28 protein-coding genes and 1 riboswitch are annotated in these 25,461 nt (G+C 35.3%); of the genes, 25 read left to right on the forward strand and 3 right to left on the reverse strand.

The features are described from left to right. From fabF to ACYIAQ_RS06450, 25 genes are all read left to right on the forward strand, one after another. Positions 1 to 1,233, forward strand: a complete 1,233-nt coding sequence (gene fabF, locus ACYIAQ_RS06330; protein ID WP_483563005.1) for a beta-ketoacyl-ACP synthase II — start codon at positions 1 to 3, stop codon at positions 1,231 to 1,233. Continuing rightward, a complete protein-coding gene (accB, locus tag ACYIAQ_RS06335; RefSeq protein WP_483563006.1) occupies positions 1,234 to 1,692 on the forward strand; it encodes an acetyl-CoA carboxylase biotin carboxyl carrier protein in 459 nt (152 codons plus the stop codon). 11 nt (positions 1,693 to 1,703) lie between these two features. Then, the gene (fabZ, locus tag ACYIAQ_RS06340) at positions 1,704 to 2,150 is read left to right on the forward strand and encodes a 3-hydroxyacyl-ACP dehydratase FabZ (protein ID WP_483563007.1); all 447 of its coding nucleotides are present in this window, start codon (positions 1,704 to 1,706) and stop codon (positions 2,148 to 2,150) included. A 12-nt stretch (positions 2,151 to 2,162) separates the two neighbouring features. Next, on the forward strand, positions 2,163 to 3,545 hold the full coding sequence (locus ACYIAQ_RS06345) for an acetyl-CoA carboxylase biotin carboxylase subunit (protein WP_483563008.1): 1,383 nt from the start codon (positions 2,163 to 2,165) through the stop codon (positions 3,543 to 3,545). Beyond that, a complete protein-coding gene (locus ACYIAQ_RS06350) occupies positions 3,535 to 4,389 on the forward strand; it encodes an acetyl-CoA carboxylase carboxyltransferase subunit beta (protein WP_483563009.1) in 855 nt (284 codons plus the stop codon). Before ACYIAQ_RS06345 ends, ACYIAQ_RS06350 begins: the two co-directional genes overlap by 11 nt. Continuing rightward, positions 4,379 to 5,149, forward strand: coding sequence for a carboxyltransferase subunit alpha (gene accA / locus ACYIAQ_RS06355; RefSeq protein ID WP_483563010.1), 771 nt, complete (start codon positions 4,379 to 4,381; stop codon positions 5,147 to 5,149). Before ACYIAQ_RS06350 ends, accA begins: the two co-directional genes overlap by 11 nt. Positions 5,150 to 5,354: 205 nt before the next feature. Beyond that, positions 5,355 to 5,759, forward strand: coding sequence for a YwiB family protein (locus tag ACYIAQ_RS06360; RefSeq protein ID WP_122018944.1), 405 nt, complete (start codon positions 5,355 to 5,357; stop codon positions 5,757 to 5,759). Between the two features lie 46 nt (positions 5,760 to 5,805). Beyond that, a complete protein-coding gene (gene rpoE, locus ACYIAQ_RS06365) occupies positions 5,806 to 6,360 on the forward strand; it encodes a DNA-directed RNA polymerase subunit delta (RefSeq protein WP_483563011.1) in 555 nt (184 codons plus the stop codon). Between the two features lie 373 nt (positions 6,361 to 6,733). After that, positions 6,734 to 8,353 carry a CTP synthase gene (locus tag ACYIAQ_RS06370; protein WP_483563012.1) on the forward strand — a complete coding sequence of 540 codons (1,620 nt, stop codon included), beginning with the start codon at positions 6,734 to 6,736 and terminating at the stop codon, positions 8,351 to 8,353. A 128-nt stretch (positions 8,354 to 8,481) separates the two neighbouring features. Next, positions 8,482 to 9,753, forward strand: a complete 1,272-nt coding sequence (locus tag ACYIAQ_RS06375) for a UDP-N-acetylglucosamine 1-carboxyvinyltransferase (protein ID WP_483563014.1) — start codon at positions 8,482 to 8,484, stop codon at positions 9,751 to 9,753. Between the two features lie 306 nt (positions 9,754 to 10,059). Then, positions 10,060 to 10,530 (forward strand): hypothetical protein, encoded by a 471-nt coding sequence (locus ACYIAQ_RS06380; protein ID WP_483563015.1) that lies wholly within the window; start codon positions 10,060 to 10,062, stop codon positions 10,528 to 10,530. A gap of 3 nt (positions 10,531 to 10,533) precedes the next feature. Then, complete coding sequence (locus ACYIAQ_RS06385; protein WP_483563016.1) at positions 10,534 to 11,262, forward strand: GntR family transcriptional regulator; 729 nt, start codon at positions 10,534 to 10,536, stop codon at positions 11,260 to 11,262. 122 nt (positions 11,263 to 11,384) lie between these two features. After that, positions 11,385 to 11,807, forward strand: coding sequence for a PTS sugar transporter subunit IIA (locus tag ACYIAQ_RS06390; RefSeq protein WP_483563017.1), 423 nt, complete (start codon positions 11,385 to 11,387; stop codon positions 11,805 to 11,807). Positions 11,808 to 11,827: 20 nt separating this feature from the next. Continuing rightward, positions 11,828 to 12,304 carry a PTS sugar transporter subunit IIB gene (locus ACYIAQ_RS06395; RefSeq protein ID WP_483563018.1) on the forward strand — a complete coding sequence of 159 codons (477 nt, stop codon included), beginning with the start codon at positions 11,828 to 11,830 and terminating at the stop codon, positions 12,302 to 12,304. Positions 12,305 to 12,312: 8 nt separating this feature from the next. Then, a complete protein-coding gene (locus ACYIAQ_RS06400) occupies positions 12,313 to 13,098 on the forward strand; it encodes a PTS mannose/fructose/sorbose/N-acetylgalactosamine transporter subunit IIC (RefSeq protein ID WP_483563019.1) in 786 nt (261 codons plus the stop codon). After that, positions 13,088 to 13,921: a PTS system mannose/fructose/sorbose family transporter subunit IID gene (locus ACYIAQ_RS06405; protein WP_483563020.1), complete on the forward strand. Its 834-nt coding sequence runs from the start codon at positions 13,088 to 13,090 to the stop codon at positions 13,919 to 13,921. The genes ACYIAQ_RS06400 and ACYIAQ_RS06405 overlap by 11 nt, the downstream gene beginning before the upstream one ends. Before the next feature lie 19 nt (positions 13,922 to 13,940). Beyond that, positions 13,941 to 14,945 carry an SIS domain-containing protein gene (locus ACYIAQ_RS06410; RefSeq protein ID WP_483563021.1) on the forward strand — a complete coding sequence of 335 codons (1,005 nt, stop codon included), beginning with the start codon at positions 13,941 to 13,943 and terminating at the stop codon, positions 14,943 to 14,945. Positions 14,946 to 15,222: 277 nt separating this feature from the next. Beyond that, positions 15,223 to 15,945, forward strand: a complete 723-nt coding sequence (locus tag ACYIAQ_RS06415; RefSeq protein WP_483563022.1) for a GntR family transcriptional regulator — start codon at positions 15,223 to 15,225, stop codon at positions 15,943 to 15,945. A gap of 2 nt (positions 15,946 to 15,947) precedes the next feature. Next, positions 15,948 to 16,634 (forward strand): GntR family transcriptional regulator, encoded by a 687-nt coding sequence (locus ACYIAQ_RS06420; RefSeq protein ID WP_483563023.1) that lies wholly within the window; start codon positions 15,948 to 15,950, stop codon positions 16,632 to 16,634. Positions 16,635 to 16,655: 21 nt separating this feature from the next. Next, positions 16,656 to 17,123, forward strand: a complete 468-nt coding sequence (locus tag ACYIAQ_RS06425) for a PTS sugar transporter subunit IIB (protein ID WP_483563024.1) — start codon at positions 16,656 to 16,658, stop codon at positions 17,121 to 17,123. 17 nt (positions 17,124 to 17,140) lie between these two features. Then, positions 17,141 to 17,962: a PTS mannose/fructose/sorbose/N-acetylgalactosamine transporter subunit IIC gene (locus ACYIAQ_RS06430; RefSeq protein ID WP_483563025.1), complete on the forward strand. Its 822-nt coding sequence runs from the start codon at positions 17,141 to 17,143 to the stop codon at positions 17,960 to 17,962. Beyond that, the gene (locus ACYIAQ_RS06435) at positions 17,943 to 18,764 is read left to right on the forward strand and encodes a PTS system mannose/fructose/sorbose family transporter subunit IID (protein ID WP_122018924.1); all 822 of its coding nucleotides are present in this window, start codon (positions 17,943 to 17,945) and stop codon (positions 18,762 to 18,764) included. Before ACYIAQ_RS06430 ends, ACYIAQ_RS06435 begins: the two co-directional genes overlap by 20 nt. A gap of 19 nt (positions 18,765 to 18,783) precedes the next feature. Then, positions 18,784 to 19,854 carry an SIS domain-containing protein gene (locus tag ACYIAQ_RS06440; protein WP_483563026.1) on the forward strand — a complete coding sequence of 357 codons (1,071 nt, stop codon included), beginning with the start codon at positions 18,784 to 18,786 and terminating at the stop codon, positions 19,852 to 19,854. 41 nt (positions 19,855 to 19,895) lie between these two features. Further along, complete coding sequence (locus ACYIAQ_RS06445) at positions 19,896 to 20,891, forward strand: SIS domain-containing protein (protein WP_483563027.1); 996 nt, start codon at positions 19,896 to 19,898, stop codon at positions 20,889 to 20,891. A 20-nt stretch (positions 20,892 to 20,911) separates the two neighbouring features. Beyond that, the gene (locus ACYIAQ_RS06450; protein WP_483563028.1) at positions 20,912 to 21,325 is read left to right on the forward strand and encodes a PTS sugar transporter subunit IIA; all 414 of its coding nucleotides are present in this window, start codon (positions 20,912 to 20,914) and stop codon (positions 21,323 to 21,325) included. Positions 21,326 to 21,573: 248 nt separating this feature from the next. Here the strand turns inward: ACYIAQ_RS06450 and ACYIAQ_RS06455 are convergent, their stop codons facing one another. The 3 genes from ACYIAQ_RS06455 to ACYIAQ_RS06465 form a co-directional block, all read right to left on the reverse strand. After that, positions 21,574 to 22,989 carry a C69 family dipeptidase gene (locus ACYIAQ_RS06455; protein ID WP_483563029.1) on the reverse strand — a complete coding sequence of 472 codons (1,416 nt, stop codon included), beginning with the start codon at positions 22,987 to 22,989 and terminating at the stop codon, positions 21,574 to 21,576. 329 nt (positions 22,990 to 23,318) lie between these two features. Continuing rightward, positions 23,319 to 24,623, reverse strand: a complete 1,305-nt coding sequence (locus tag ACYIAQ_RS06460) for a nucleobase:cation symporter-2 family protein (RefSeq protein WP_483563030.1) — start codon at positions 24,621 to 24,623, stop codon at positions 23,319 to 23,321. Beyond that, positions 24,623 to 25,201 carry a xanthine phosphoribosyltransferase gene (locus tag ACYIAQ_RS06465; RefSeq protein WP_483563031.1) on the reverse strand — a complete coding sequence of 193 codons (579 nt, stop codon included), beginning with the start codon at positions 25,199 to 25,201 and terminating at the stop codon, positions 24,623 to 24,625. Before ACYIAQ_RS06465 ends, ACYIAQ_RS06460 begins: the two co-directional genes overlap by 1 nt. A gap of 75 nt (positions 25,202 to 25,276) precedes the next feature. Further along, positions 25,277 to 25,374, reverse strand: a riboswitch (purine riboswitch). Between the last annotated feature and the right edge of the window lie 87 nt (positions 25,375 to 25,461).

Here is a 25,461-nt window from a genome sequence, read left to right on the forward strand (position 1 = left end):
ATGACAAGAGTAGTAATTACAGGTATGGGGGTTTTGACACCTATCGGTAATGATGTTGCCAGTTTTCAGCAAGGATTAAATAATAATAAAATTGGCTTTAAACCAATTACCTATTTTGATGCTAGTGAAACAGGTGTCACATTAGCAGGTCAGCTAGATAATTTTGATCCTTTAAAATATTTGACCAAAAAAGATTCTCGGCGTATGGATGCTTTTACGCAATATGCAATGTATGCGACTGCGCAAGCTATTGAACAGGCAGAAATTAATGAGCAAAATACTGAAAGTGAGCGCTTAGGTGTTATTTGGAGTTCGGGAATTGGTGGCTTGACAACTATTCAGGAGCAAGTTATCAAATGGCATGATAAGGGGCTCGATCGTGTGTCTCCAATGTTTATTCCTACTGCAATTGCTAATATGGCTGCCGGAAATATTTCAATCAGATATCACGCCCAAGGAATAAGCACAACTATTGTGACAGCTTGCGCCTCAAGTACGAATGCAATTGGTGAAGCTTTTCGTCAAATTAAAGATGGCTATGCAGACGTAATGATTACTGGCGGATCTGAAGCCGCCATTAATGAAAGTGGTATTGCCGGCTTTGCAGCTATATCAACATTATCAAAAACAACTAATCCGCAACAAGCTAGTATCCCTTTTGATGAAAATCGGGCTGGCTTTGTAATGGGTGAAGGTGCAGGAACGCTAGTCTTAGAATCTTTAGAACATGCTCAAAGTCGAGGGGCGAGAATTTTAGGTGAAATTGTTGGTTATGGAGTTAGTTCTGATGCATACCACATTACTTCTCCTGATCCTAGCGGTATGCAGGCGGCTAGAGCAATGAGTTTAGCTCTGGCAGAAGCGAAAATTGTCCCAGCTCAAGTTGGCTATGTTAACGCTCATGGGACAAGTACCCACGCTAATGATGCAGCTGAAGCTAAGGCAATTAACACGGTTTTTGGTATGAAAAGTTCAGTTCTTGTTTCTAGTACTAAAAGCATGACGGGACATTTACTTGGTGCTGCGGGTGCAGTAGAAGCAATTGCAACTATTTTGGCTATGGAATCAGGCAAATTGCCAGTTAATGTTGGACTTACTAAGCAAGATGCCGATTGTCCAATCAACTTAGTCAAAAATAGTAATTGCAATAAGTCGATTAAATATGCTATTAGTAACTCTTTTGGCTTTGGTGGACATAACGCAGTTTTAGCAATGAAAAAATGGAGCGATTAAATGACTTTTGAAGAAATTCAACGAATAATTACTTATGTCAATGAAAGTGATATTACAAAATTCGATTTAGATTTCGAAGGTGGGCATATCCAGATTGATAAAACGCAACAGAGTGCGCTTGATAATATTAATGCATCACAAATACCCGCATCTGATTCCCATGTAACGGATGCACTTGCACCAATAATTGCTGAGAAAATTCCTCCTACCGATGATAAAGTTACAACGGTAAAAGCACCATTAGTGGGAATTGTTTATTTACAATCTGGTCCTGATGCAGCTCAATATAAAAAGCCAGGAGATCATGTTCAAAAAGGTGATGTTGTTTGTTTGATTGAAGCCATGAAGATGATGACTGAAATCAAAAGTGAAGTTAGTGGTACTGTAGCTGAAATCCTAGTTTCAAATGAAGAAGTAGTTGAGTTTGACCAACCATTGCTAACGATTAAAACGGAATAATAGAGGAAATAATGAAAGAACATGAAAAGCCGTGTGCATTAGACAGTGTACAAATTCAAGCAATTTTACCGCATCGCTATCCAATGCTTTTAATTGATCAAGTAATAGATTATGAGCCGGGTGTATATGCAATCGCAGAAAAAAGCACGACAATTAATGAAGGATACTTTCAAGGGCATTTTCCTTCAAATCCAGTGATGCCAGGAGTATTGATTACTGAAGCTTTGGCACAAACTGGTGCACTCGCCTTGTTGACGATGCCTGAACACAAAGGGAAGACTGTATATTTTGGTGGAATCAAAAATGCGAGGTTTAAGCAGATGGTTAAACCTGGTGATAGGTTACGCTTAGAAGTCAAATTGGAAAAATTACGTGGTAATGCAGGTATAGGTAATGCTAAAGCTATAGTAAAAGATAAACTAGCATGTACAGCAGAACTCATATTTGCGATAAAGTAAGGTGCGCTTGAAATGTTCAGTAAAGTATTAATAGCTAATCGTGGAGAAATTGCTGTGCGGGTTATTCGAGCACTGCGTGAAATGGGGATAACTTCAGTTGCTGTTTATTCAACGGTTGATAAAAATGCACAACATGTAAAAGAAGCAGATGAAGCAGTTTGTATAGGGGAAGCGCAACCGGCCAAATCATACCTAAATATGCAAAATCTCGTTAGTGCAGCACTTTTAACAGGTTGCCAAGCAATTCATCCAGGCTATGGATTCTTGTCTGAGAGTTCAGAATTTGCTCAAATGTGCGAAGAATGCCACTTAACTTTTATCGGTCCTAAATCTGAGACAATTTCATTAATGGGGAATAAAGCTAATGCTCGAGAAGCAATGCAAAAAAATCATATCCCCGTTATTCCAGGTAGTAAGGGCTATGTTAGTAGTGTTGATGAGGCTCGCACTATTGCAGAGAAAGTTGGTTTTCCTGTTATGCTTAAGGCTGTTGCAGGTGGTGGCGGTAAAGGGATTAGAAAGGTAAAAACTTCAGAAAAGTTAGCAGTGGCATTTAATCAAGCACAAGAAGAGGCAAAGCTTTCTTTTGGTGATGACAGAATGTATCTTGAAAAAATCATATCCCCAGCAAAGCATATTGAAGTACAAATTATTGCCGATAAAATAGGTAATGTCGTAGCTTTACCAGAACGTGACTGTTCCATGCAACGTAATCAGCAAAAGGTGATTGAGGAAACTCCTTGTTCTCAGATTAATGAACAAGAAAGGCAATATTTGCAAACAGTCACGATTAACGCAATCAAGGCAATTAAATATCAAAATGTTGGAACAATCGAATTTTTGATGGATCCCGATCACCACTTTTATTTTATGGAAATGAATACGCGTATTCAGGTTGAACATTCAATTACTGAGGAAGTTGCCCAAATTGACTTGATTAAAGAGCAAATTAAGATAGCGGCGGGTGAAAAATTGAGTATTGATCAAGACGAAATTACAATCCATGGTGTAGCAATTGAGGCTCGGATTAATGCTGAAAATCCTGTAAAAAATTTTCGTCCGCAAGCTGGTAAAATTGAACAGATGGCACTTCCTGGTGGCTTAGGTATCCGAATTGAGAGTGGTGTTAATAGCGGTGATGCTGTTTCACCATTTTATGATTCAATGATTATTAAAATTATAGCTCATGCGCAAAATCGCCCCCTAGTCATCAAAAGACTAATTGGTGCACTGAGAGAATTTGATATTCAAGGATTACAAACAAATCGCAATTTCTTAGTCGCTTTGCTCCAAGAGCCCAGCTTTATGAAGGGTACTTATCTGACCACTTATATTGATCAAGAATTTTTGCCTAAATTCATTAAAAAACAAGGAGTAGTAAATAATGGCAATTAAATTCTCAAAACACCCACACAGCGCCCTAAAAAATTACCATATTAATGTACCACAAGGAATTTTTCGTAGTTGTCCGAAGTGTAATGAAAAATTTTATTTTCATCGTGCTGGAAAATATCAGGTTTGCCCATACTGTGGCTATGGTTTTAGAGTAACAGCCAAAGCGCGCTTAAAAATGTTAACTAGCGAATTTAGTGAGTGGGATCCTGATTTGGTAACAAGTAATCCCCTTAACTTTCCTAACTACCAAGACAAAATTCAGAAAATGCAAAGTCAAACTAAGCTTAAGGATGCTGTTTTAACTGGTCAGGCTAATTTGGGTGGTTATCAAACTGCTTTAGGAATTATGGATCCATTCTTTATCATGGGGAGTTTAGGGACTGCAACTGGGGAACGTATTACGCGTTTATTTGAAAAAGCAACTGAAAAAAATTTGCCGGTTATTTTATTTACGGCTTCAGGTGGGGCAAGGATGCAGGAGGGAATTGATTCTTTAATGCAGATGGCCAAAATTTCTGTAGCAGTAAATGAGCATCGCTTAAAAAAACTTCTGTATATCGTGGTTGTTATGGATCCAACAACTGGTGGGGTAACTGCAAGTTTTGCTTCGCAAGCGGATGTTATTTTAGCAGAGCCCAAGGCTCTTGTTGGATTTGCGGGACGACGTGTAATTGAGCAGACAATCAATAAAAAATTACCTTCAGATTTTCAAACTGTTGAGAATACTTATCAACATGGATTTATTGATGCGATTGTGCCAAGGGATGAGCAGGTCGCAAAATTGAGTCAGCTGTTAAAAATATTTTCAGCTAATAAATGGGAGGCATGTAACGATGCCAAATAAAGAAATTAAACATATCATGGATGGTGCGCGTAGTGATAGTAAAACTAATATGCGTCAATTGGTCAATGAATTGTTTTCTGATTTTTTTGAAATGCACGGCGATCGCGTTAACGGTGATGATGCAGCAATTATTGCAGGCTTTGGAATTCTCGAAGGTAAAAGTATTGCAGTTGTTGTTACTAATAAAGGACAAGAATTAAAAGAACGAATGGCGACTAACTTTGGTAGTCCATTACCTCAAGGATATAGAAAAGCCTTGCGAATCATGAAAACAGCTGAAAGTATGAATTTGCCGATTATAACCTTAATAAATACCCCAGGAGCATATCCGGGAGCGGATGCAGAAATAAATGGTCAGGGGCAAGTCTTGGCTCAGAGTATAAGTAATATGCTCGAATTAAAAGTTCCCATCCTTACTGTAATTATTGGAGAAGCAGGATCTGGTGGTGCTTTAGCATTGGCATGTAGTGATGAAATATGGATGTTAGAGCACAGCATGTATACTGTATTATCACCTGAAGGGTTTGCCTCAATAATGTGGAAGGATGCCAAACGAGCTCAAGATGCAGCTGAAATAATGCATATTGAACCAGAGTGGCTTAAGCAGCAGGGCATCGTTGAACGGATTTTGCCAGAAAAAGTTTTAGCTAACGAAGCAATACAATTAAAAGCAATGCTTGCTCAGAGATTGAAGGAATTTAATGGTTTGTCAGTTGATGAGTTGTTAAATCAACGTCAAGCTAGATTTCGCAAGTTTTAATTCATGAAGTTGGAGACACAAAAATAGCAAATGTTGATAATATCTGGCTAAAAATCCTAGTTTACTTTATAATAAGATTAATAGAGCAAGTGTTGCTACTGTCCGGATTAGCTAATCTTCATGGTTAGCTTTTTTACTTGTTAAACCACGTAAAAAATGAGTGACATAACTAATGATAGCTCATGAGGGAGAAATTAGACCAGTAATGACAAGAGTTAAAATCAACTTCACTAGTAAAATTGTTCAAGAAAAGGAAAGTGAAACTTTTAAAAAATCTGGAATTGGAGATATACAAAAGCAAGGAGAAATTACTAGAATTTCTTATTTGGAAGATGATGTGGTCCCAGTTAAAATTTTAATTAAGCAGGACGATGTGATTATCAAACGTGGTAATGATCGAGATAATTATTCACAGCTACATTTTGTACTTGGCAAAGAAAAAGAATGTCGTTACGTTGCACAAGGTTATCAGATGGATTTAAAAAGTACTACAAATTTACTTAAATTTTTTTCAAAAAAAGATGGCTCGCGAGAACTTCGCATTGAATATGACCTCTTTAGTGGGCTATACTTAGTAGGAAACTATACTGTCACGTTGATTTTTACTTAAACGCCTAGTAAAATAAAAAGGATTGTTAAGAGAGAGGAATGCAATTGTGGGATTAAACGACTTTAAAGACAAAAATCGCAATGAATTATCAATGATTGAAGTTGCTCGCGCAATTTTGGAAGATAACAATAAGAGAATGGCTTTTGCTGATATTGTTAATGCTGTACAAAAGTTTTTGGGTGTGAGTGATGAAGAAATTAGGGAACGTTTGCCTCAATTTTATACAGATATGAACACCAATGGTGAATTTATTTCAATGGGTGAAAATGTCTGGGCACTTCGCTCATGGTTTCCCTATGAATCAGTTGATGAAGAAGTTAATCATCCTGAAGATGAGGATGAAGAAGATACACGTACTCATCATAAGAAAGTCAATGCCTTTTTGGCAAGCGCTACTGGCAGCGATGATATTATTGACTATGATAATGATGATCCTGAGGATGAAGACTTAGATGTAACACCAGCAGATGATGACGATGATTTTGCTGCTGATGACGATGAAGAAGACTTTGTTCCAGACGAAGAAGATGAGGACTTGCCAGATGGTATTGAGGGGCAGTTATCGGAATTAAATGATGACGATGATGAAGAGGATGAATAATTTTCTGTAATTTAAGTAAATTTTCAATCTTTATATAAAGCGGGATTATTTTCCGCTTTTTTGATGATTTATATTGTAGCTCTTATATTTTTATATTGATTGCTGACTACAAAAACTAGTAAGATTTAGCATTTGACAAGCAGTAAGACAAGTAAAAATTAACAGAAAATGGTTAAGAATAATCTGGGGCTTTGCTAAATGTAAAAATTAGGTTAGTTGAAGAGCGAATTAGCTGTAAGACAAATTATTTTCTTGACTTAAGTAGTTAAAATGGATAATATTTTATTTGGGCACGTTGTGTGCGATTATGCTCCCGTAAGGGAGCTTTTTTTATTTTTGGTTAATTTTTATTTTGCGAAAAGGAGTTTGGCTAATGACAAAATATATTTTCGTTACTGGTGGTGTTGTTTCTTCACTAGGGAAAGGAATTACCGCTTCAAGTCTAGGACGGTTATTAAAAAATCGTGGGCTCAAGGTAACAATGCAAAAGTTTGATCCATATATTAATATCGATCCTGGTACCATGAATCCTTATCAACATGGTGAAGTTTTTGTGACTGATGATGGTACGGAAGCCGACCTTGATTTAGGCCACTATGAACGAATGGTTGACGTACGAACTAGCAAGTATTCTAATGTTACTACCGGTAAAATTTATAAGGAAGTTTTAGAAAAAGAGCGTCGGGGAGATTATCACGGTGCGACTGTTCAAGTAATTCCGCATATTACTGATATGATCAAACAAAAAATTATGCGTGCTGGCTTGACTACTGATTCAGATGTTGTGATTTCTGAAATTGGTGGTACCGTTGGGGATATTGAATCGACCCCTTTTATGGAAGCCATTAGACAGATGCGACGCGAAGTTGGTGAAGAGAATGTGATGTATATTCATTGTACTTTAGTACCATATTTGCATGCAGCTCAAGAAATGAAAACTAAACCAACACAGCATTCAGTTGCTGAACTCCGTAGTATTGGTATTCAACCTAATATGTTAGTACTGCGTGCAGAAATGCCGATTGATCAAGAACATAAAGACAAGATTTCTAACTTTACCGATGTACCTGTTGATCGAATTATTGAATCAATTGATGCACCTTCTTTATTCGATTTGCCACTCGCTTTTAAAGAGCAGGGAATGGATCAAAAAGTCTGCGATTTTCTTCATATTGAAAGTCCGAAAAAAGAAGCCGATATGGAAGAATGGAAACGTTTGGATGAACGGGCTAAGAATTTAAAGTATTCAACTAAAATAACCTTAGTTGGTAAATATGTTGAACTAGAGGATGCTTATATTTCAGTCACTGATGCCTTAAAACATGCAGGTTATTCTTTTAATACAAATGTTGAAATTCAAAAAGTTCAAGCTGAAGATATTACAGAAGATAATATCGCTAACTTTATGGAAAATTCTGATGGCTTAATTGTTCCTGGAGGATTTGGAACACGTGGGCTTGAAGGAATGATTACGGCGATTAAGTATGCACGTGAAAATGATATTCCATTTCTTGGTGTTTGTTTGGGAATGCAAATGGCAACTGTCGAATTTGCTCGGAATGTTTTAGGATACCAAGATGCTAACTCTACTGAAGCAAATCCTGATACAACCCATAATGTGATTGATATCATGGCAGATAAACGTGATGAAGAGAATATTGGTGGTACTTTAAGATTGGGATTATATCCGACTGCATTAAAACCTGGAACTAAAACTGCTGCGGCTTATGATAATCAAGAGGTAATTCAAGAACGTCACCGTCACCGGTTTGAATTTAATAATCAATATCGTGAAGAATTTGAAAAAGCTGGTATGACTTTTGCTGGTGTGTCTCCTGATAATCATTTAGTTGAAGTAATTGAATTATCAAAGAATAAGTTTTTTGTTGCGGCTCAATATCATCCCGAATTTTTGAGTAGACCACAAAGACCCGAAGGTCTTTACAAAGCTTTCATTGGTGCTGCTTGTGGTTTACCAGAAGAAGAACTTTAATATGAGAATTTGAATAATACAAAAAACTGATATTTAAACGGGAATGACGGAGGTCTTCCCTTGTTTTTTCTAGCAAATTCCTTTAACATAATTATGATTAAACGAAATAGAAAAGGATTTTTTCGCCAATGAAGCAAATGATAATTCATGGTGGAAAGCCCCTACAGGGTGATGTCTGGATTGGCGGTGCTAAAAATTCAACCGTTGCTTTAATTCCAGCATCAATTTTGTCGCATACACCGGTAACTTTGGAAGGTGTCCCAAGAATTGCCGATGTTGACAACTTAATGGATTTGTTGAGCGAAATGGATGTTGAAAGTGATTTTCACCAAACAACCTTACATATTAACCCCAAAAACATTAAGATGAGCCCATTACCAAGCGGTAAGATTAAAAGTTTGCGCGCTTCCTATTATTTTATGGGTGCGCTTCTTGGGCGTTTTGGCAAGGCTGTAGTGGGCTTTCCAGGCGGGGATGATATAGGTCCCCGTCCAATCGATCAGCATATTAAGGGGTTTGAAGCTCTAGGTGCATGTGTAAAAAATGAAAATGATCAAATAATAATTACTGCTCCAGCTGGCGGTCTTCAAGGTGCAACGATACACTTAGAAATGCCATCTGTTGGTGCAACAATGAATATTATTATGGCATCGGTTACAGCTCATGGTCAAACAATAATTGATAATGCTGCTAAAGAGCCAGAAATAATTGATTTGGCTACTTTTTTAAACAATATGGGTGCAATTATTCGAGGTGCAGGAACTGATTCAATTAGGATCGAGGGTGTCGAACATCTTGAAGCAAAGACCCCCCATACAATTATTCCTGATCGAATTGAAGCTGGCACGTATATTTCACTTGCTGGTTGCATTGGCAATGGTGTATGCATTCATAATATTATTGAAGAACACCTTGATTCTTATCTAGCAAAGGTAGAGGAAATGGGTGTAGTTATTGATGCTGATGAGGATTCACTGTTTGTTTATCCAGCTGGTGATTTGAAAATGGCTCAGATTAAAACCGATGCTTACCCAGGATTTGCGACGGATTTGCAGCAACCAGTAACGCCACTTTTGTTAACCGCAAAAACAGGTGAAGGGATAATAATTGATCGAATTTATCCTAAACGTGTTGGTCATATTGAACAATTACGCAAAATGGGCGCAAACATTAGTGTTGAAGACAATGTTATCTTAATTCATCCCACAACAGAACTTCATGGGGAAACTGTTTCTGCAGGTGAAATTCGTGCAGGAGCTTGTTTAATGATTGCTGGGCTTATGGCTAAAGGAAAAACTGTGATTAATAATGCGGGTAATATACTGCGTGGCTACGACAGAGTACAAGAAAAACTTCGTTTATTAGGCGCTGATGTCACTATTCAAGATGTTCTAGACTAAAATTAACCAATAAAAGAGACGTTGAGTAAGAAACTCAACGTTTTTTGTATACATTTTTTCTTTAAATTTAATCCTAATATTAGATTGCTGGCATTAAGATGTCTATACATAAATTGAAATTTATCAATATTTGTATCCAGTATTTATTTGTGTATATTTTTTTAATACTTGTCTACAATATCAAGCAATTCTAGTGTGATTTATTTTAAAGAGATTTATTAGATTGGAGCAGATTTGAAAAGGTGGTAAACTTCAACATAATGTCTACTAGATAGTTTTATTTAGAAATGGATAGAGGTATAAAACTTGGAAATAATTGATTTGAAGAAGTATTTGACACCTAATGAAATAGAAAAGCAAAGTAATGTAATTACTGTTAGCCTATATTCTGACCAAATAATTGAAAGATCGGGCTTTTACAATACGATTTTTAAAAGAAATGTTGGTCAATTGCGTAAGAGAGTGTTTACGATATCCAAAACTGAAAATGTGATAGAGGTAATTACATCATTAATTCCACAAATAATTCTTGATTCTGAAGATACTAAGGACGTTGAAAAATGGGTTGATCAAAAAGAACAGGTTGAAAAAATTGATAATGATATTATGCTTACTTGGCCCAGTAATGAGGAAAAAAATTTGCTTTTAAATAATAAAAGTCAATCCCAACTGCAGGTGTTACTACGAAAAGCTCTTTTTTTAAATGACAAACAAAAAATAATTAGATATGAAGAAACTGCAATGTTACCGGGAAATTTTAGTTTACAGAAGAGGTAAAGTATGAACAAATTTTTATATCAAGAAGCAAAAAAACAAATCATTAATTTAATTTCAAATGGCACATTTAAGCCTAATTCAAAAATTTACAATGAACGACTTTTAGCCGGTAAACTTGGTTTTTCTAGATCAACTATCAAGAATGCTATTAATTCGCTAGTTGAGGATAATATCTTAGAAAAAAGACGTGGAGATGGTACATATTTAATCAAGGGTGCCTTAAGTAACTCTTTTGAAATTGGAGATAATTCTCCCAATTCTTTTACACAGATAATGAAAATAAATAAAAGGCAGGCGGTGAACCGTGTTGAATCATTTAAGCTTATCTATGATGATGAAGAATTAGCACAGGTATTTAACGATGGCAATAGTGACTTTTACGAATTATACCGAACGAGGTTAGTAGGTAAAACTGTTATTGCGGTTCAAAAATCTTATATACCGTTTAGAAAATTTGAAGATGCACATCGTTATGATTTTAGTAAGATGTCGCTGTACGACTATATGGATCATCAAAATCATAAACCAGTTAGCTTTCAGACCAAAATTGAAGCTCGACCTATCATTGATAATGAGTTTGTTGAAGAAAATATTCTGTTAGACAAGTCGAAATACGTTTACCTCTTATTTTTAGAATATCGGGGATTCACTGATAAAAAAGAAATGGTTGAATACACCAAGTCATGGTACAATCCTGAATTTATTAGTTATAAAATTAGTATAAATCGATAAATGGTCGTATAATTGGTCGCTAAAAAGGAACTGTTTTATAAAAAGGTTCCTTTTTATGTTGCTCAAAATAGTGTTAAGCGTTAAATTAAGTTAAACAAAGAAATGAAAGGAAGGAAAAAGTCATGGAAATAGTTTTGGCAAGCCATTCTGATTTGGCTAAGGGAATGTATGATACGGCTTCTCTTATTATGGGTAAGCAAAATAATCTTCATTATCTAACAGCCTATTTATATGATGAGTTTAACTTTAAGGACCAATTGTCAAAAATAATAGAACCAATTTTTGATCAGCAAATAGTATTTGTTTCTGACGTAATTGGTGGCTCAGTTAATAATGAATTAATGTTGTTTACAGCAAAGAAGCCAAATTATGTTCTTGTTTCAGGAATGAATTTACCCTTCGTATTAGAATTAATTAATTTTGCATCTAATTTTACTGGGAGTATCGAAGCAATACAAAAAAAGCTTTCAGAATTGATTGATATCGGTAGGCAAGGATTAAACATTGTTGAATACAGTGACAATGGAGAAGAAGACGAGTTTTAAAGGAAAGGAATATTCAATTTATGATAGCGATGACAAGAATTGATTATCGTTTGTTGCATGGTCAGGTTGCATTTGCATGGACAAATAACTTATCTGCTAATGCAATTTTGATTGCTAATGATAAAGTTGCTAAAGATGTATTTCGAAAAAAGACATTTCAATTAGCCAAACCTGATAATGCCAAATTGATTTTTAAAACGATTGATGATTCGGCAAGAGCAATTGCCAGTGGAGTGACTGATAAATATCGAGTTTTTGTAGTTGTAGAGACAATTCATGATGCTTATCGACTTGCTAAACAGGTGCCAGATATAAAAATAATAGACTTAGGATTATCGAGTGAAAAAGATGATTCAACTAATATTGCTAAATCAGTTTATGTTACGAACGCGGAAATTAAACAACTTACTGAACTTGAGAAAAGTGGCATTAAAGTTTTGGTAAAACAGGCTCCTGGAGATCCTGATACTGAGTTTTCTACTTTGGTTAAATGGTGAGAAGCAAAATGGTTTTACAAATTATTGGAATATTTTTAGTTTCGTTAATTGCTAATATGCAGGACTTTTTAGGATCTTCATTCATTGGTAGACCAATAGTTACCTGTTTGTTTATTGGTCTGATTTTTGGTAATGTGCAACAAGGGCTGATAATTGGAGCTACGCTTGAATTAGCTTTTTTAGGTTTGATGGGTGTAGGTGCAACAGTTCCACCTGACGAAATAATCGGTGGAATTTTAGCTACTGCTTTGGCCTTGAAAAATGGCTATGGTGTTAGTGTTGCACTTACCTTGGTTTTACCAATCGCCACACTAGGATTGTTGATCAAGAATTTGCTTTACGTCGGGATTTTCCCAGTAATGGCACATAAGGCTGATGCTTATGCAGAAAAGGGGGAAGCTATCAAAGCAGGTAATATGCATCTATGGGCTTCGTTCACGAGAATTATTATGATGGCTTTGGTTACTACTGTTTCATTTGCACTTGGCAGTAACTTAGTTAACAGCTTTGTAAAACTGATACCAAAGTTTTTGATTGATGGAATTACTGTAACAACTGAAATTTTGCCTGCTGTTGGTTTTGCGATGCTAATCAACATGACCTTTTCGAAAAAAGTTGCTCCGTTCTTTTTTATAGGCTTTGTTTGTGCTGCTTACCTAAAGCTTGATATGATTGCCGCATCAATAATTGGTGCAATTTTTGCCGGAATAATGTACTTGATCACTAAAGAAATTCATGACAATTATCAAAATAACTCAAATCAAAATGCGGGGGTTCAAGAAGATGACTTTTAATGAAGATAAAACTAGTGAAAATAGGTTAACCAAGAAAGATCTAATCGGAATTTTTTGGCGGAGTATGCCAATGGAAGCCTCTTTTAATTACGAGCGAATGATGAGCATGGGTTTTGCGTATACGATGAGTGGCATTATCAGTAAGCTATACGATCGAAAAGAAGATAGAAAAAATGCAATCAAACGTCATCTGGAATTCTTTAACTGTACTTCTGCAACTTCGCCATTTATTGCGGGTGTCCTTGCTTCAATGGAGGAAAAGAATGCCAATGACCCGAAATTTGATCCAAGTTCAATAAATACGATGAAAACGGGGTTGATGGGACCACTATCGGGAATTGGTGATTCTATTTTTTGGGGAAGCCTAAGAATCATTGCTAGTGGAATTGGAATTTCATTGGCACAAAAAGGTAGTATTTTGGGTCCAATCCTGTTTGTCCTGATTTATAACATTCCCAACTTGCTCGTGCGTTATTATGGCACCATGTGGGGATATAAGTTGGGCACTACTTTTGTAGATAAAATGACCTCAGGACTTATGAACTCGATCACCTATGCAATCAATATTTTAGGCAACACAGTCATCGGAGCGATGGTTGCGTCAATGGTGGTAATCAATATACCGGTGCAGATTAGTAGTGGGAAAAACCCTGAGACAATTCAGTCATTGCTTAATTCAATCATGCCGGATCTAATGCCATTGGCTATTACCTTTTTTATCTCTTGGCTATTGAAGAAAAAACATGTCAAAATATTGTGGATTTTATTCACTATTTTATTAATCAGCATTTTAGGAACATTTTGCGGTTTTTTAAAACCATAAAACTTGAAAGGAAAAACGAATGTATTTTGAAAGAAACGAATTTTTAAATAATTATAATAGTGCGGTTGACGAATTAGACAGTGTCGATCAGATTTTAAGCGAACTACGAAAGAAAAAAATAAGCAATATATTTTTTACTGGTTGTGGTGGTTCATATACTAAGTTTGTAAATCTACGTCCATTGATGTTCAAAAAACTTCCTGTACCTTTTATGATTGCAACACCGGATGAACTGATCGATTTATATCATAATGATATTACAGAAAACAGTTTTATTGTAGCCGGAACAAAAACAGGTAAAACAAAAGAACTAGTTACTGCTCTTGACCAAATTAGAACTGAATTTCCCAACTGCACAATTATTAGTTTTATTGGGGATGAAGATAGTTATCTCGAAAAAGAGCAAGTAATTAATAATCGAATCAAATCAGTTGATACCGATGCTAATCTGCTTGAGTTAGGATGGTTTCTCCTCAACTTTGCTGAAGAAAAGCCTAAAAACAAGTTAAAAAAACAAAAAGAACAGTTAAAGCAAATGGGTTTAAAAATAGCTGATGGTATTGAGTCAATGGTACCGAAAGCATTAAACCATGTTAATAATACTGATATTGATAAAATGCAAATGTGGATTGGATCTGGTAACGTATGGGGTGAAGTTTGTTGCTTTACTAACTACTTAATGGAGGAAATTCAACATATTAAGGCTCAAGCAATTAATTCTGGCGAATTTTTTCATGGACCATTTGAAATCATTGATTATCAGCAAAATGTTGGTGTGGTAGTCAATAGTGAAGCAAATCGAAAAGAAGATATGCGAGTAGTCAATTTTGTTCAGAAATTTGCTAATGATCCATTGATTGTCGACGTTAATAATTTTGGTTTAAAGGATTTTGATGATGAGTTAAAAGACTTTGTTGAAGCGTATGCATTAAATCACTATTTTGATACATTGTTTAAGATGTATTCAATTAAAACAGGTAGATCTGCCCAAACAAGAAGATATTATAGATTACTTAATTATTAACATTAAAGTATTTATCACTTATTTAAAAGAGCTATATTTTGCAATGAAGAGCAAATATAGCTTTTTTGTTTTTTGTAAGTAAATAGTTGTTTCAATTTTTTGATTTTAAAATAAAAAAGGTATTGACACAATTTATGAAAGCGATTACTATATCTTTGGTACCAAAAAACAATAATCTATCATTTGGATTTGAAAAAAAAGTTGACTTTATTGTCTATGCAGCTATTTTCTATTCGTAAAAAATACACCAAGTTAAAAAAAAGAACCAATAAATAAAATGGAATATAAAGAAAGAAGTGCTGCCGTTCAAGCACAGGAGTATCTTCAAGATTTAATTAGCTTTAAGCCTGATATCAAGGTTTTGCCATCTCAAAGAGAGATTGCTGATAAATTAAGAATTAGTCGGAATGCGGTTTTGCATTCATTAGATAAATTAAAAAGTGAAGATTTAATTTCGTCTAAAGAAAGGACGGGAATAGTAAAAAATACCAAAGTTGACATTAATATGCTCGGCATGAAATCAATGTCAAGTGAATTAAATGATGATTCGGTAGCAATAGTACATTTATTAACTACAATAATCGCTTTACCCATTAATTTGCAGAATTTTTTTGGTTTAGAGACTAATAAATTAATCAAAATAGAGCGTATGCGCATGAGAAAAAGTAAGCCAATTACTTACGAGATTGTCTATTTTGATCAGGCAAAATTTGCAGACTTAATCCAAGTTGATTTTACTAACATATCTTTGTATAAATTATTGCAGAAGAAGTACGGAATTAAGCCCACTTATGGTAAAGAAAATATTACTTGTTGCCTAGCTGATAAAAAAATCAGTAAAATACTAAAAATACAGAAAAACATGCCCCTTTATAAGGTTGATAGTTTTAATTATTTAGATAATGATGAGCCACTTGAAACCACTACACAATATTTGATTGGTAGTTATTTTAAATATCATTTTAATGCAAACAATATTTATGATTATCGAGAGGATTAATATTGCTTTTTAAGGAAATTTATACTGATTTAAAATTAATGATAAGTAAAAGTGATTATCCACCAGGAAGTAGTTTACCCACTGAAGCTGAACTACAACATCGTTATAAAGTTAGTAGGATAACAGTTCGGAAAGCTGTTGATCAACTGGTAGCCGAAAACAAGGTGATTAGAAAAAAAGGAAGCGGATTGTTTGTAGCTCCAGTAATTTCTAAGCAAAATATTTTAGAGATGACCGGTGTTATTAAACCATCATATATTGGCTCTTCAGATATGATAAAATTCAAAGATAGTTATTTAAGATTAGTTGGCTACTATTACGCAAATATTTTTCATATTAGTTCTAATGAACTTTTATACTACATTTCATTTATTACTGTAATAAATGATCGGCTAACGTGGGAAAAACTATTGCTCCCTTTGGTGTTATTTCCTGGGTTTGATCCAAGTTGTTTAAAAGTAATGTCGATTATTGAGGCAGTTGGTTCAGGAAAACTGAGACCAGCAAATTTGTTGCAAGAATTACAGCTTATTAAAGCAACCGATGAGATTGCTAAGCAGCTTAAAATTAAGAAGCAGGGTCCTATTTTTAAAACTACCAATCTTTTTTCAACTAAACGTGGCAAAATTGTAGCTGTTGAGTACAGGTTACAGGATGCTTTAACTACAAAGTACTCAATCGATTTTTAATTAGTGGAGGAATAATAAATAATGATTAAGCTTGTAAGAGTCGACCACCGACTAGTTCATGGTCAAGTTGCAGTTTCATGGTTTAATAGTCTAGATGTAAACACAATTTTTGTGGTAAATGATGATGTTGCTAAAGATGATTTTCGAAAGTCTGCTATTCGATTAGCTAAACCTGACAATTCAAAGTTAGTAATGAAGTCGGTTGATGATAGTATCAAAGCAATTAATTCGGGGGTAACTGATAAGTACAAAATTCTTATCGTGGTTGAATCTGTAGCAGATGCTTTTAAATTAATCGAAGGAACCAAAAGTAAGATTAAGTCATTAAATTTGGGTGGAACCAAGCCGAGACCAGGAACTAAAAACTATTCCAAAACTATTAACTTAACTTCTGAAGAAGCCGATCAGCTTGCAAAACTAGAAGATAGTGGAGTGGACGTTTGGATTCAACAAGTCCCAAGTGACGATAGACAAAAATTTAATAAGTAAAAATTGGGGGCTAAGTTATGAATGTTTATTTAACGGCAATTATTTTAGCTTTGATTGCAATGTTAGGAAATGGTGAGTACTTTCTAGGTTCATCGATGTTATCAAGACCGCTTGTTACCTGTACTTTGACCGGCTTGGTGCTTGGAAACCTGCAACAAGGAATTATTATGGGAGCAACTTTGGAACTTGCTTTTGTTGGTTCATTTTCAATTGGTGCAGCGATTCCTCCCGAAATTATTTCTGGTAGTGTTTTAGGAACGGCCTTTGCTATTGGTGCAGGAAAAAGTACAGCAGTTGCCCTAACACTTGGTATTCCAATTGCCTCATTAGTTTTAGTTATTAAAAACTTGTGTTTTATCTTTATTTTGCCATATTTTGTTCACCGCGCTGATCACTATGCAGAACTTAGTGATGGTAGCGGAGTCAGTCGAATGAATGTACTTGGAGGCTTTTTCTCAGTTAACTTACCAATTGGTCTTGTAGTTGGAATTTCTTATATTTTGGGCAGTCCTGTAATTAAAGTAATTCTAAATGCTATTCCCCAGTTTATTATTAATGGGTTAGGAATAGCGACGGGATTACTTCCAGCTTATGGGTTTGCTCTTTTGATGAAGATGATGATCAATAAGAAAAACGCAACCTTTTTTATTATTGGGTTTGCATTAGCAGTTTACCTCAAGATTTCTGTTACAGGAGTAGCCATTTTTGGTGCTTGTTTAGCTCTAATCTTAACTGGTTATTCCGCATTTAATGGTAAGCCAATTGTAAACATGACCACAAATAATAACAAAACAAGTGTAGAAGATGGAGGCATTGACTATGAAGATGAAGAATTCTAAGTTACTCACGAAAAGGGACTTAATGAAAACCTTTTGGCGTTCATTTACAATGGAATGGGCGTGGAACTATGAGAGACAAATGAATTTAGGCTATGCTTATTCAATGGTTCCAGCGCTACGCAAAATTTATGGTAATAATAAAGAAAAGCTTAAGGCTGCTTATCAGCGTCACCTCGAGTTTTATAATGTTACTCCTTGGCTGAGTACTTTTCCATTAGGAATATCGATTGCAATGGAGGAACAGAATGAGCTTGATCCTGAATTTGATGATGCATCAATCAATAACATAAAAGTTGCATTAATGGGACCTTTGAGTGGTATCGGTGATTCGTTTTTTTGGGGTACTTTGCGTGTAATTGCAACTGGTATTGGTACTTCACTAGCGATGCAAGGAAATATACTAGGACCAATTTTGTTTTTGCTAATTTTTAATATTCCTGCTCTTTTAACACGGTATTACGGCTTATTTATTGGCTACAACGTTGGTTCATCTTTTATCGATAAAATTCAAAAAACAGGTCTAATGGATAAATTAACCTACGGTGCATCAGTTTTAGGCTTAGCTGTAGTAGGTGCAATGGTAGCGTCAATGGTTACTTTAAAGATGCCGTTGAAAATTGGTAGTGGCGCCGAAGCAACAACTGTCCAAAAAATTTGTGATGGTATTGTACCAGGGATTTTGCCGCTGTTATTTACTTTATTTATCTTTTGGCTAGACCGAAAAGGTTGGAAGTCACAATATATTTTACTATTGATTGCGGCTATCGGTATTTTTGGTGCTTGGTCTGGTTTATTAGGCTAATATTTTAAGGAGTATATTGGTGAAAAATATAGAAGATTATGTCAACTTAGAGCCTGAATATTATCAAAATGTTTTAGATAATTATCAAAGCCTCTTTGGTAATCAATTTTCTAAAGGCGAGTTGGATAATATTGATAATGTTGTAATATACGCAACGGGATCGAGCTCAAACGCTGCATACGGTGCCTTACCTTTTATGAGTAAAGTATTGGAAATGCCTGTTCAGATTGAAGAACCATCTATTTCCGAGAATTATCTGTTGAATGTTAAGCAAAATACCCTGTGTATCGCTATTTCACAGGGGGGACATAGTTATTCAGTGGTTAAACTTGTTGAACGATTGCAAGACGCAGGGCATAAAGTATTTACACTAACAAGTGAGTTTGATAGCCCAGTTGCTAAGGTTGGTCAAAACATTCTGAGGATGGGAATGCCAGTTGAAGAAATGCCTTATGTTAGTGCAGGTTATAGCGTTGAAATTTTGGATCTATTATTGTTTGCACTAACAATTGCTAAAGCGACTAGAAAAATTACGGTTGAGGATTATCAGCAATATTTTAAAGAAATTTCGAAAATCGTGCAGAAGATGCCTAATGTTATTGAATGTGCAAGTAAATGGGTTGATCAGCATTTAAATGAGTTTGCTGTTGCTAAGCGATTGATATTCATTGGATATGGTTCGGCCTATGGTATAAGCCGCGAAGGAGAAACTAAGATTACTGAAGCTGTGCGAATCAGTTCATGGGGAAAAGAATTAGAGGAGTATATGCATGGACCGTATTTAGGATTAATGCCTGACGACTTCATAATTTGCCTAGAGCCTAACGGAAAATTACAAAAGCGTGCAGACTTGCTGAAACAGTTTTTAAATAAGCATGTTGATTACGTATATTCAATTTATGCAGATGATGCTAAAAATAAAAAAAGTCATGATTTAAGTCTCAAAGTCAAAACTGACGAGTTATTGGTTGCGTTATTTATGACCGTTCCAATACATTTATTGGCCTATCGGTTGTCAAAAATAAAGGGCAATGATTTACAACATTCAGCTTACTCGGATTTTGATGAAATTACGGCGTCGAAAATATAAGTTTTAGTTAATAACAGTTAAAGTTTAAAGAAAGAGAAAAAATGCGTAAATTTAATAAGCAAAAATTAATTGATAGTATGAATGGTGCTCTTAATTTGAGAAGTAAAATTAACGAAATAGTTGATCCATTGTTTGAAAAGGGTATTTCAAATATTTGCTGGCTGGGAATTGGTGGGACCTATGCATCTGGAATGCAGGCCAACATTCATATGAAAGAAAAAAGTGCTTTAGAAACTTTTTACCAAAATGCTGCTGAATATTTGGTTACTGGTAACAAGCGTATTACTGATAAAACATTAGTAATTATTTCATCAGTCACTGGAAATACGAAAGAAATGGTTGAAGCTGTTAAGAAGTTAAATGAAGTTGGTGCTACTATTTTGGGTTTCATGGATGATCCAAAGGCAAAACTTGCTTCCAGTTTGACATATTGTATCTCTTACCCCGAAAATGAACAATTAAAATTTTTTATGGTAGGAGATCGCTTAATGTATTTGAATGGTGAATTTTCTGATTACAATGAATTTTACCAAGAGATGGATGATCATTTTGCAGAAGATATTGCTGAAATTGGTGTAAAAGCTGATAACTTTGCAAAAGAATTCGCTGAAAAGCACCATGATGACAAAATTCATTACTTTGTTGGTGCAGGAAACCAATGGGGAGCAACGTACTCATATGCAATGTGCTACTGGGAAGAACAACATTGGATTAGAACTCGTGCTATTGAAGCTGCTGAATTTTTCCATGGTATGTTTGAAGTGGTTGATCGTGATACCCCTGTTACTGTGTATGTAGAAGAAGATTCTCAGCGCCCACTTAGTGAACGAGTAGCCAACTTTTTACCAGAAATTTGTGGAAATTACACGATCATTGATTCTAAGGATTATGATTTGCTTGGCTTCTCTGAAAAATATCGGGGAGCTTTATCACCATTTGTTTTCCATGCAATTAATAACCGAATTGATGTTCATATTGAACACATTAATCGACACCCAATGGACATTCGACGTTACTATCGTGCTTTAGATTATTAATGTTAGGTGGTTTTGAGTTAATGACAGGAGTTTTAATTTGTACACACGGAAATTCTGCAACAGAATTACTCAAGTCTGCAGAAATGATTTGTGGAAAACAGGATAATTGTCAAACTGTTAAGTTTGAAATGGGTGAAGAACTAGACGACTTGCTAAATGATTTAGATCAAAAAATTGGCTTACTTTCTAATTCTATTATTTGTTTAACCGATTTAAAAGGGGGAACCCCCTTTAACATGCTGATTAAGTTAGTAGAAAAATATCCTAATATGGAAATTATAACAGGAGTCAATATTCCAATGTTACTAGAACTTTTCATTAACCGGAGTCAAGTATCTTCTTCAAAATTAATCGATATGATAGTTGAGGCAGGTAAAACAGGAATTTATCGTTACTGTAAAGATTCATCACTTGTTGAAGATGAAGAATTTTAATTAAAATCAGAAGCAAATATTTAGAAACTAAATTTACAAAAATTGACGAGTAAATTATTTCTAACAACTGTTATAGTAGGTAAGTAACTATGTTCCTGCAATTCCTTAGTAAATTGGCTAATAAAACCGCATTTAAGTAGTAAAAATTGCATGTAAGCAAGACGGGCTATAGTAAATGCAAAGGATTATAAATAAAACCACATTCAAAAACGGTAAGTTGTTTTAACTTACCGCTTTTATTTTTAAATTTAATCTAATAAATCGAACTTCAAGTTCATTAAGCAATGACCTTCATTGACCATATTGCCAAGTAATTCAATGGTATTATTGTAAACTTGATCAGCCATCTTTTGATTGGCGGCAGTTAATAATTCTGTAGCCGTTTCGCCTGTAAGATTTTTTGCCTTAGCATCCGTTTCGTGTTGAATGAAATGGCATTCAGCTAATGATTTTTGTTCAAAATCAGTTTCAAGTTCACCGTATACTTTAAAGTTAGTATCGCCAAGTTGAGCAGTTAACTTGTTAAGCCAGAAGATTTTCTTCAAATCAAATTTTGATCCGGTCTTAAATGAAGCTGGTGTGTCATTAATGTTGGTATAGAATGGCACCATACTGTTAAAAGTATTTGGTCCAAAGCAAAGCCACTGCACACCGGCTAATTCTTCAGAAACATCATTTCTTACTTGCAAAATATGAGTTTCAAAGTTCCGGTTCAAACCAATTGGCCGGAAAGCTTTCTTTTGTTCTGGTGTACCTTGATCACCATACACATCATATGGTGTATCTTGGTAATGTGAGCTTTCAACCCACTTAATGTCTTCAATACTAATTTTACGATTAGCATGGCAAATAAATGGTTGATCTTGATCGCTTGGTGTGCCACCAAATTCTGGATCAAAATAATTATGTACATACCACGCACGAGGATTGTTATAATGAGCATCTTTGATAGTCGAGCTGCCAAAGATATGCCGCATGTTATAACCTTCACGATCAGGATTTAAGTGGTAGGCGGCAATTAGATCTTCTAACTGCTCATCGGCCATAAAGCCTTCTTCACCAAAATGAAATTCATCAATATTTAAGCGGTTAGGAGCAACTACGTAAGCATCGTCAGGAATTCGGCGGGCAATCCAGTGGTGACCACCAATTGTTTCAAGGTACCAGATTTCATCGTGGTCAGCAAAAGCCATGCCATTCATTTCATAGGTACCATATTTTTCAAGTAAATAACCAACTCGTTTAACTCCATCGACAGCCTTGTGTAAGTAAGGCAAAGTCAAAGTAACAAAGTCTTCTTCGCCTAAGCCACCTTTACGTAGTAAAGGATCAATTCCTTGGATACGAGAGTTGCTAGTAATCGTTTCAGTGGCGGTCATGGCAACGTTAGCTGAATTAATTCCAGCAGCAGCCCAGATACCACTTTCGCCTGAAACATCTGGTGCGCTAGTATAGCGCAACGGGTTATCTAGTAAGTCTTCATCATCAATTTTTTGATGGCTGATGATACTTTCATAGTGTTTAGGTTGTTTTTCAGGGGTAATAACTTCAAACCCTTCTGGAATAATGGTTCTACCACCATCTTCACTGCGGGCAATCATGGTTGAACCATCAATACTGGCATTTTTACCAACAAGAATGGTTGTACATTCTGCTTTTTTCATAAATATTGTCCTTTCAAAGTTCTTAAGGTATATTGTATTAAAAAATGGACATTAATTGCAAAAAAATGGTTGGTTTTTAGGAGAAATTATAATTCTTTTTGTCTATGGTAACTAGTAATGGAAATTAAAAGGCATTGCCGGAGGTCATCGAAAAGTGGATCAAATACTACAATCAAACTAGCATTAGGTACACGTTAAAAGACCGCACCCCGCTTGAATATCGGAATACGGCCTTAACGAAAATGAAATAATGTTAGCGTCTAACTCTGGGCGTTAACTTCACTCCCTATAATAGAACAAGAGTACTATTTTACTTTACTATGATGTGACTAAATTTGGTTAGCAGTCAAACTGTTTTCGGACTTAGCACCATTGAGCAGTAAGTTCAGAATAGTAGCCGATAGACTGGTAATCACAATACCGTTATTTAGGAAAAGTTGAATAGTTGCAGGTAAATTGTGGAAAAATTGTGGATAAATAGTAACACCTAGTCCTAGGCCAACTGAAATAGCAATAATTAAAATATTATGGTTATTACTTAAATCAACTTGGACTAAAGTTTTAATGCCCTGAACGGCAATCATGGTAAACATTACTAGCATGGCACCGCCTAATACTGGTGTTGGAATAATGGTGACGAGAGCGCCAATTTTGGGTAGTAGCCCCATCGTCATCAACAATCCAGCGGCCCAATAAATTGGTCGCTTAGTTTTAATGCCTGACAACTGTAAAAGTCCAACATTTTGGGAAAAGGTAGTGTAAGGAAAAGCGTTGAATAAACCACCCAAAATTTGGGCGATACCTTCTGCCCGATAGCCTTTTTTAAGATCTTCTTCTGAAACTTGATGCTTGATTAAATCACCCGTGGCATAGAAGACGCCAGTTGATTCAACCATTGAAACTAAGGCAATGATGATCATTGTCAAACTTGAAGACCATTCAAAATGAGGCGTCCCAAAGTAAAAAAGTTGTGGTAAATGAAACCAAGATGCTGCGATTACTGGTGTAAATGAAACTCGATCTAAGCAAGCAGCAATAAGCGTTCCACTAATTAATCCTATTAAAACTGAAATTGACTGTAAAAAGCCATTTGTCCAAATTTCTAAAGCTAAGATAATGAACATGGTGCAAAAGGCAAGTAATAAATTTTGACTACTGCCAAAATTCTTAGCAGCAGCATTACCACCGCCCATATTTTGAATGGCAACTGGTATTAAGGTTAGACCAATTGTGGTAATTAAGGTACCAGTGACAACAGGGGGAAAGAATTTTTTGATTTTGGCAAAAAGTCCTGCAATTAAAATTACAAAGATGCCAGCAATAATAATGGCCCCATACATGTTGTTGATTGAAAATTTATGACCAATCATCTGTAAAGGAGCTACTGCTTGAATAGCGCAACCTAAAATCACAGGAAAACCAATACCCCAAAATTTGGTAGTCACTAATTGTAAAAGTGTAGCAAGTCCACACATAAAAATGTCAATGGAAACCAAGTAAGTCATTTGTTCAGGACTAAATTTTAATGCAGTACCAATTAATAATGGAACTGCAACTGCGCCAGAATACATGGCCAGTAAATGTTGTAATCCAAGAACTGCCGCTTTTTGATGACTAACTTCTCTTTGATCCATTATTCTTCTCCTACAAATTGCACATGATTATTAGCTAAACTAGAAATATTGGCTAAAGCCTCTAAGCGGTAACCATGATCTTTGATCCATTGACTACCACCTTGAAATGATTTAGCAACAACAACACCAATTCCCACAACTTTTGCTTGAGCTTGGTTAGCAATATTTATCATACCTTTAACAGCTTCACCGTTAGCAAGAAAATCGTCAATAATTAATAAGTGATCATTTTTACTTAAAAATTTTTGTTCCACACAAATTTGATTTACCTTTTTGGTAGTGTATGAATAGACATCGGCCCAGTAAACAGCATCATTGAGTGTTGAAGGCTTCTTCTTACGGGCAAAAACCATTGGAACGTGTAATTCATAAGCTGTCATCACACTTGGAGCAATTCCAGAAGCTTCACAAGTTAAAACTTTGGTAATGCCAGTATTATTATATAATTTAGCGAATTCTTTGCCGACGGCCATCATTAATTCTGGATCAACTTGATGATTTAAAAATGAGTTGATTTTTAACACATTGCCGGGTAAAATTTCGCCATTCTGGCGAATACGCTCTTCTAACAAATTCATGACTTTCCTCCTAGAACAAAAAAGACTTTTCTACCAGTATCTATGGTAAAAAAGCCTCTTAAAATAGCAAAAAGCTATTGAAATTGTTTAACCCATAGTTCAGAATTTACGGTTCTGAGTAGAAACTGCCGACCTGATTACGACAATATATAGATTTATAATTACTTGTGTAATGAATTTTAGCAAACTCAAAACAGATGTGCAAGCTTATTTTTATTTTTTAAAAGCGAATTATATTATACATATATAAGATATAATTC

The organism is Lactobacillus sp. X-49, from assembly GCF_057063645.1.

Bases quoted from the DNA above. Each gene is read 5' to 3' on its own strand.
- fabF (WP_483563005.1), top strand. From the start codon at position 1: ATGACAAGAGTAGTAATTACAGGTATGGGGGTTTTGACACCTATCGGT.
- accB (WP_483563006.1), top strand. From the start codon at position 1,234: ATGACTTTTGAAGAAATTCAACGAATAATTACTTATGTCAATGAAAGT.
- fabZ (WP_483563007.1), top strand. From the start codon at position 1,704: ATGAAAGAACATGAAAAGCCGTGTGCATTAGACAGTGTACAAATTCAA.
- ACYIAQ_RS06345 (WP_483563008.1), top strand. From the start codon at position 2,163: ATGTTCAGTAAAGTATTAATAGCTAATCGTGGAGAAATTGCTGTGCGG.
- ACYIAQ_RS06350 (WP_483563009.1), top strand. From the start codon at position 3,535: ATGGCAATTAAATTCTCAAAACACCCACACAGCGCCCTAAAAAATTAC.
- accA (WP_483563010.1), top strand. From the start codon at position 4,379: ATGCCAAATAAAGAAATTAAACATATCATGGATGGTGCGCGTAGTGAT.
- ACYIAQ_RS06360 (WP_122018944.1), top strand. From the start codon at position 5,355: ATGACAAGAGTTAAAATCAACTTCACTAGTAAAATTGTTCAAGAAAAG.
- ACYIAQ_RS06370 (WP_483563012.1), top strand. From the start codon at position 6,734: ATGACAAAATATATTTTCGTTACTGGTGGTGTTGTTTCTTCACTAGGG.
- ACYIAQ_RS06375 (WP_483563014.1), top strand. From the start codon at position 8,482: ATGAAGCAAATGATAATTCATGGTGGAAAGCCCCTACAGGGTGATGTC.
- ACYIAQ_RS06385 (WP_483563016.1), top strand. From the start codon at position 10,534: ATGAACAAATTTTTATATCAAGAAGCAAAAAAACAAATCATTAATTTA.
- ACYIAQ_RS06390 (WP_483563017.1), top strand. From the start codon at position 11,385: ATGGAAATAGTTTTGGCAAGCCATTCTGATTTGGCTAAGGGAATGTAT.
- ACYIAQ_RS06395 (WP_483563018.1), top strand. From the start codon at position 11,828: ATGATAGCGATGACAAGAATTGATTATCGTTTGTTGCATGGTCAGGTT.
- ACYIAQ_RS06400 (WP_483563019.1), top strand. From the start codon at position 12,313: ATGGTTTTACAAATTATTGGAATATTTTTAGTTTCGTTAATTGCTAAT.
- ACYIAQ_RS06405 (WP_483563020.1), top strand. From the start codon at position 13,088: ATGACTTTTAATGAAGATAAAACTAGTGAAAATAGGTTAACCAAGAAA.
- ACYIAQ_RS06410 (WP_483563021.1), top strand. From the start codon at position 13,941: ATGTATTTTGAAAGAAACGAATTTTTAAATAATTATAATAGTGCGGTT.
- ACYIAQ_RS06415 (WP_483563022.1), top strand. From the start codon at position 15,223: ATGGAATATAAAGAAAGAAGTGCTGCCGTTCAAGCACAGGAGTATCTT.
- ACYIAQ_RS06425 (WP_483563024.1), top strand. From the start codon at position 16,656: ATGATTAAGCTTGTAAGAGTCGACCACCGACTAGTTCATGGTCAAGTT.
- ACYIAQ_RS06430 (WP_483563025.1), top strand. From the start codon at position 17,141: ATGAATGTTTATTTAACGGCAATTATTTTAGCTTTGATTGCAATGTTA.
- ACYIAQ_RS06435 (WP_122018924.1), top strand. From the start codon at position 17,943: ATGAAGATGAAGAATTCTAAGTTACTCACGAAAAGGGACTTAATGAAA.
- ACYIAQ_RS06445 (WP_483563027.1), top strand. From the start codon at position 19,896: ATGCGTAAATTTAATAAGCAAAAATTAATTGATAGTATGAATGGTGCT.
- ACYIAQ_RS06450 (WP_483563028.1), top strand. From the start codon at position 20,912: ATGACAGGAGTTTTAATTTGTACACACGGAAATTCTGCAACAGAATTA.
- ACYIAQ_RS06455 (WP_483563029.1), bottom strand. From the start codon at position 22,989: ATGAAAAAAGCAGAATGTACAACCATTCTTGTTGGTAAAAATGCCAGT.
- ACYIAQ_RS06460 (WP_483563030.1), bottom strand. From the start codon at position 24,623: ATGGATCAAAGAGAAGTTAGTCATCAAAAAGCGGCAGTTCTTGGATTA.
- ACYIAQ_RS06465 (WP_483563031.1), bottom strand. From the start codon at position 25,201: ATGAATTTGTTAGAAGAGCGTATTCGCCAGAATGGCGAAATTTTACCC.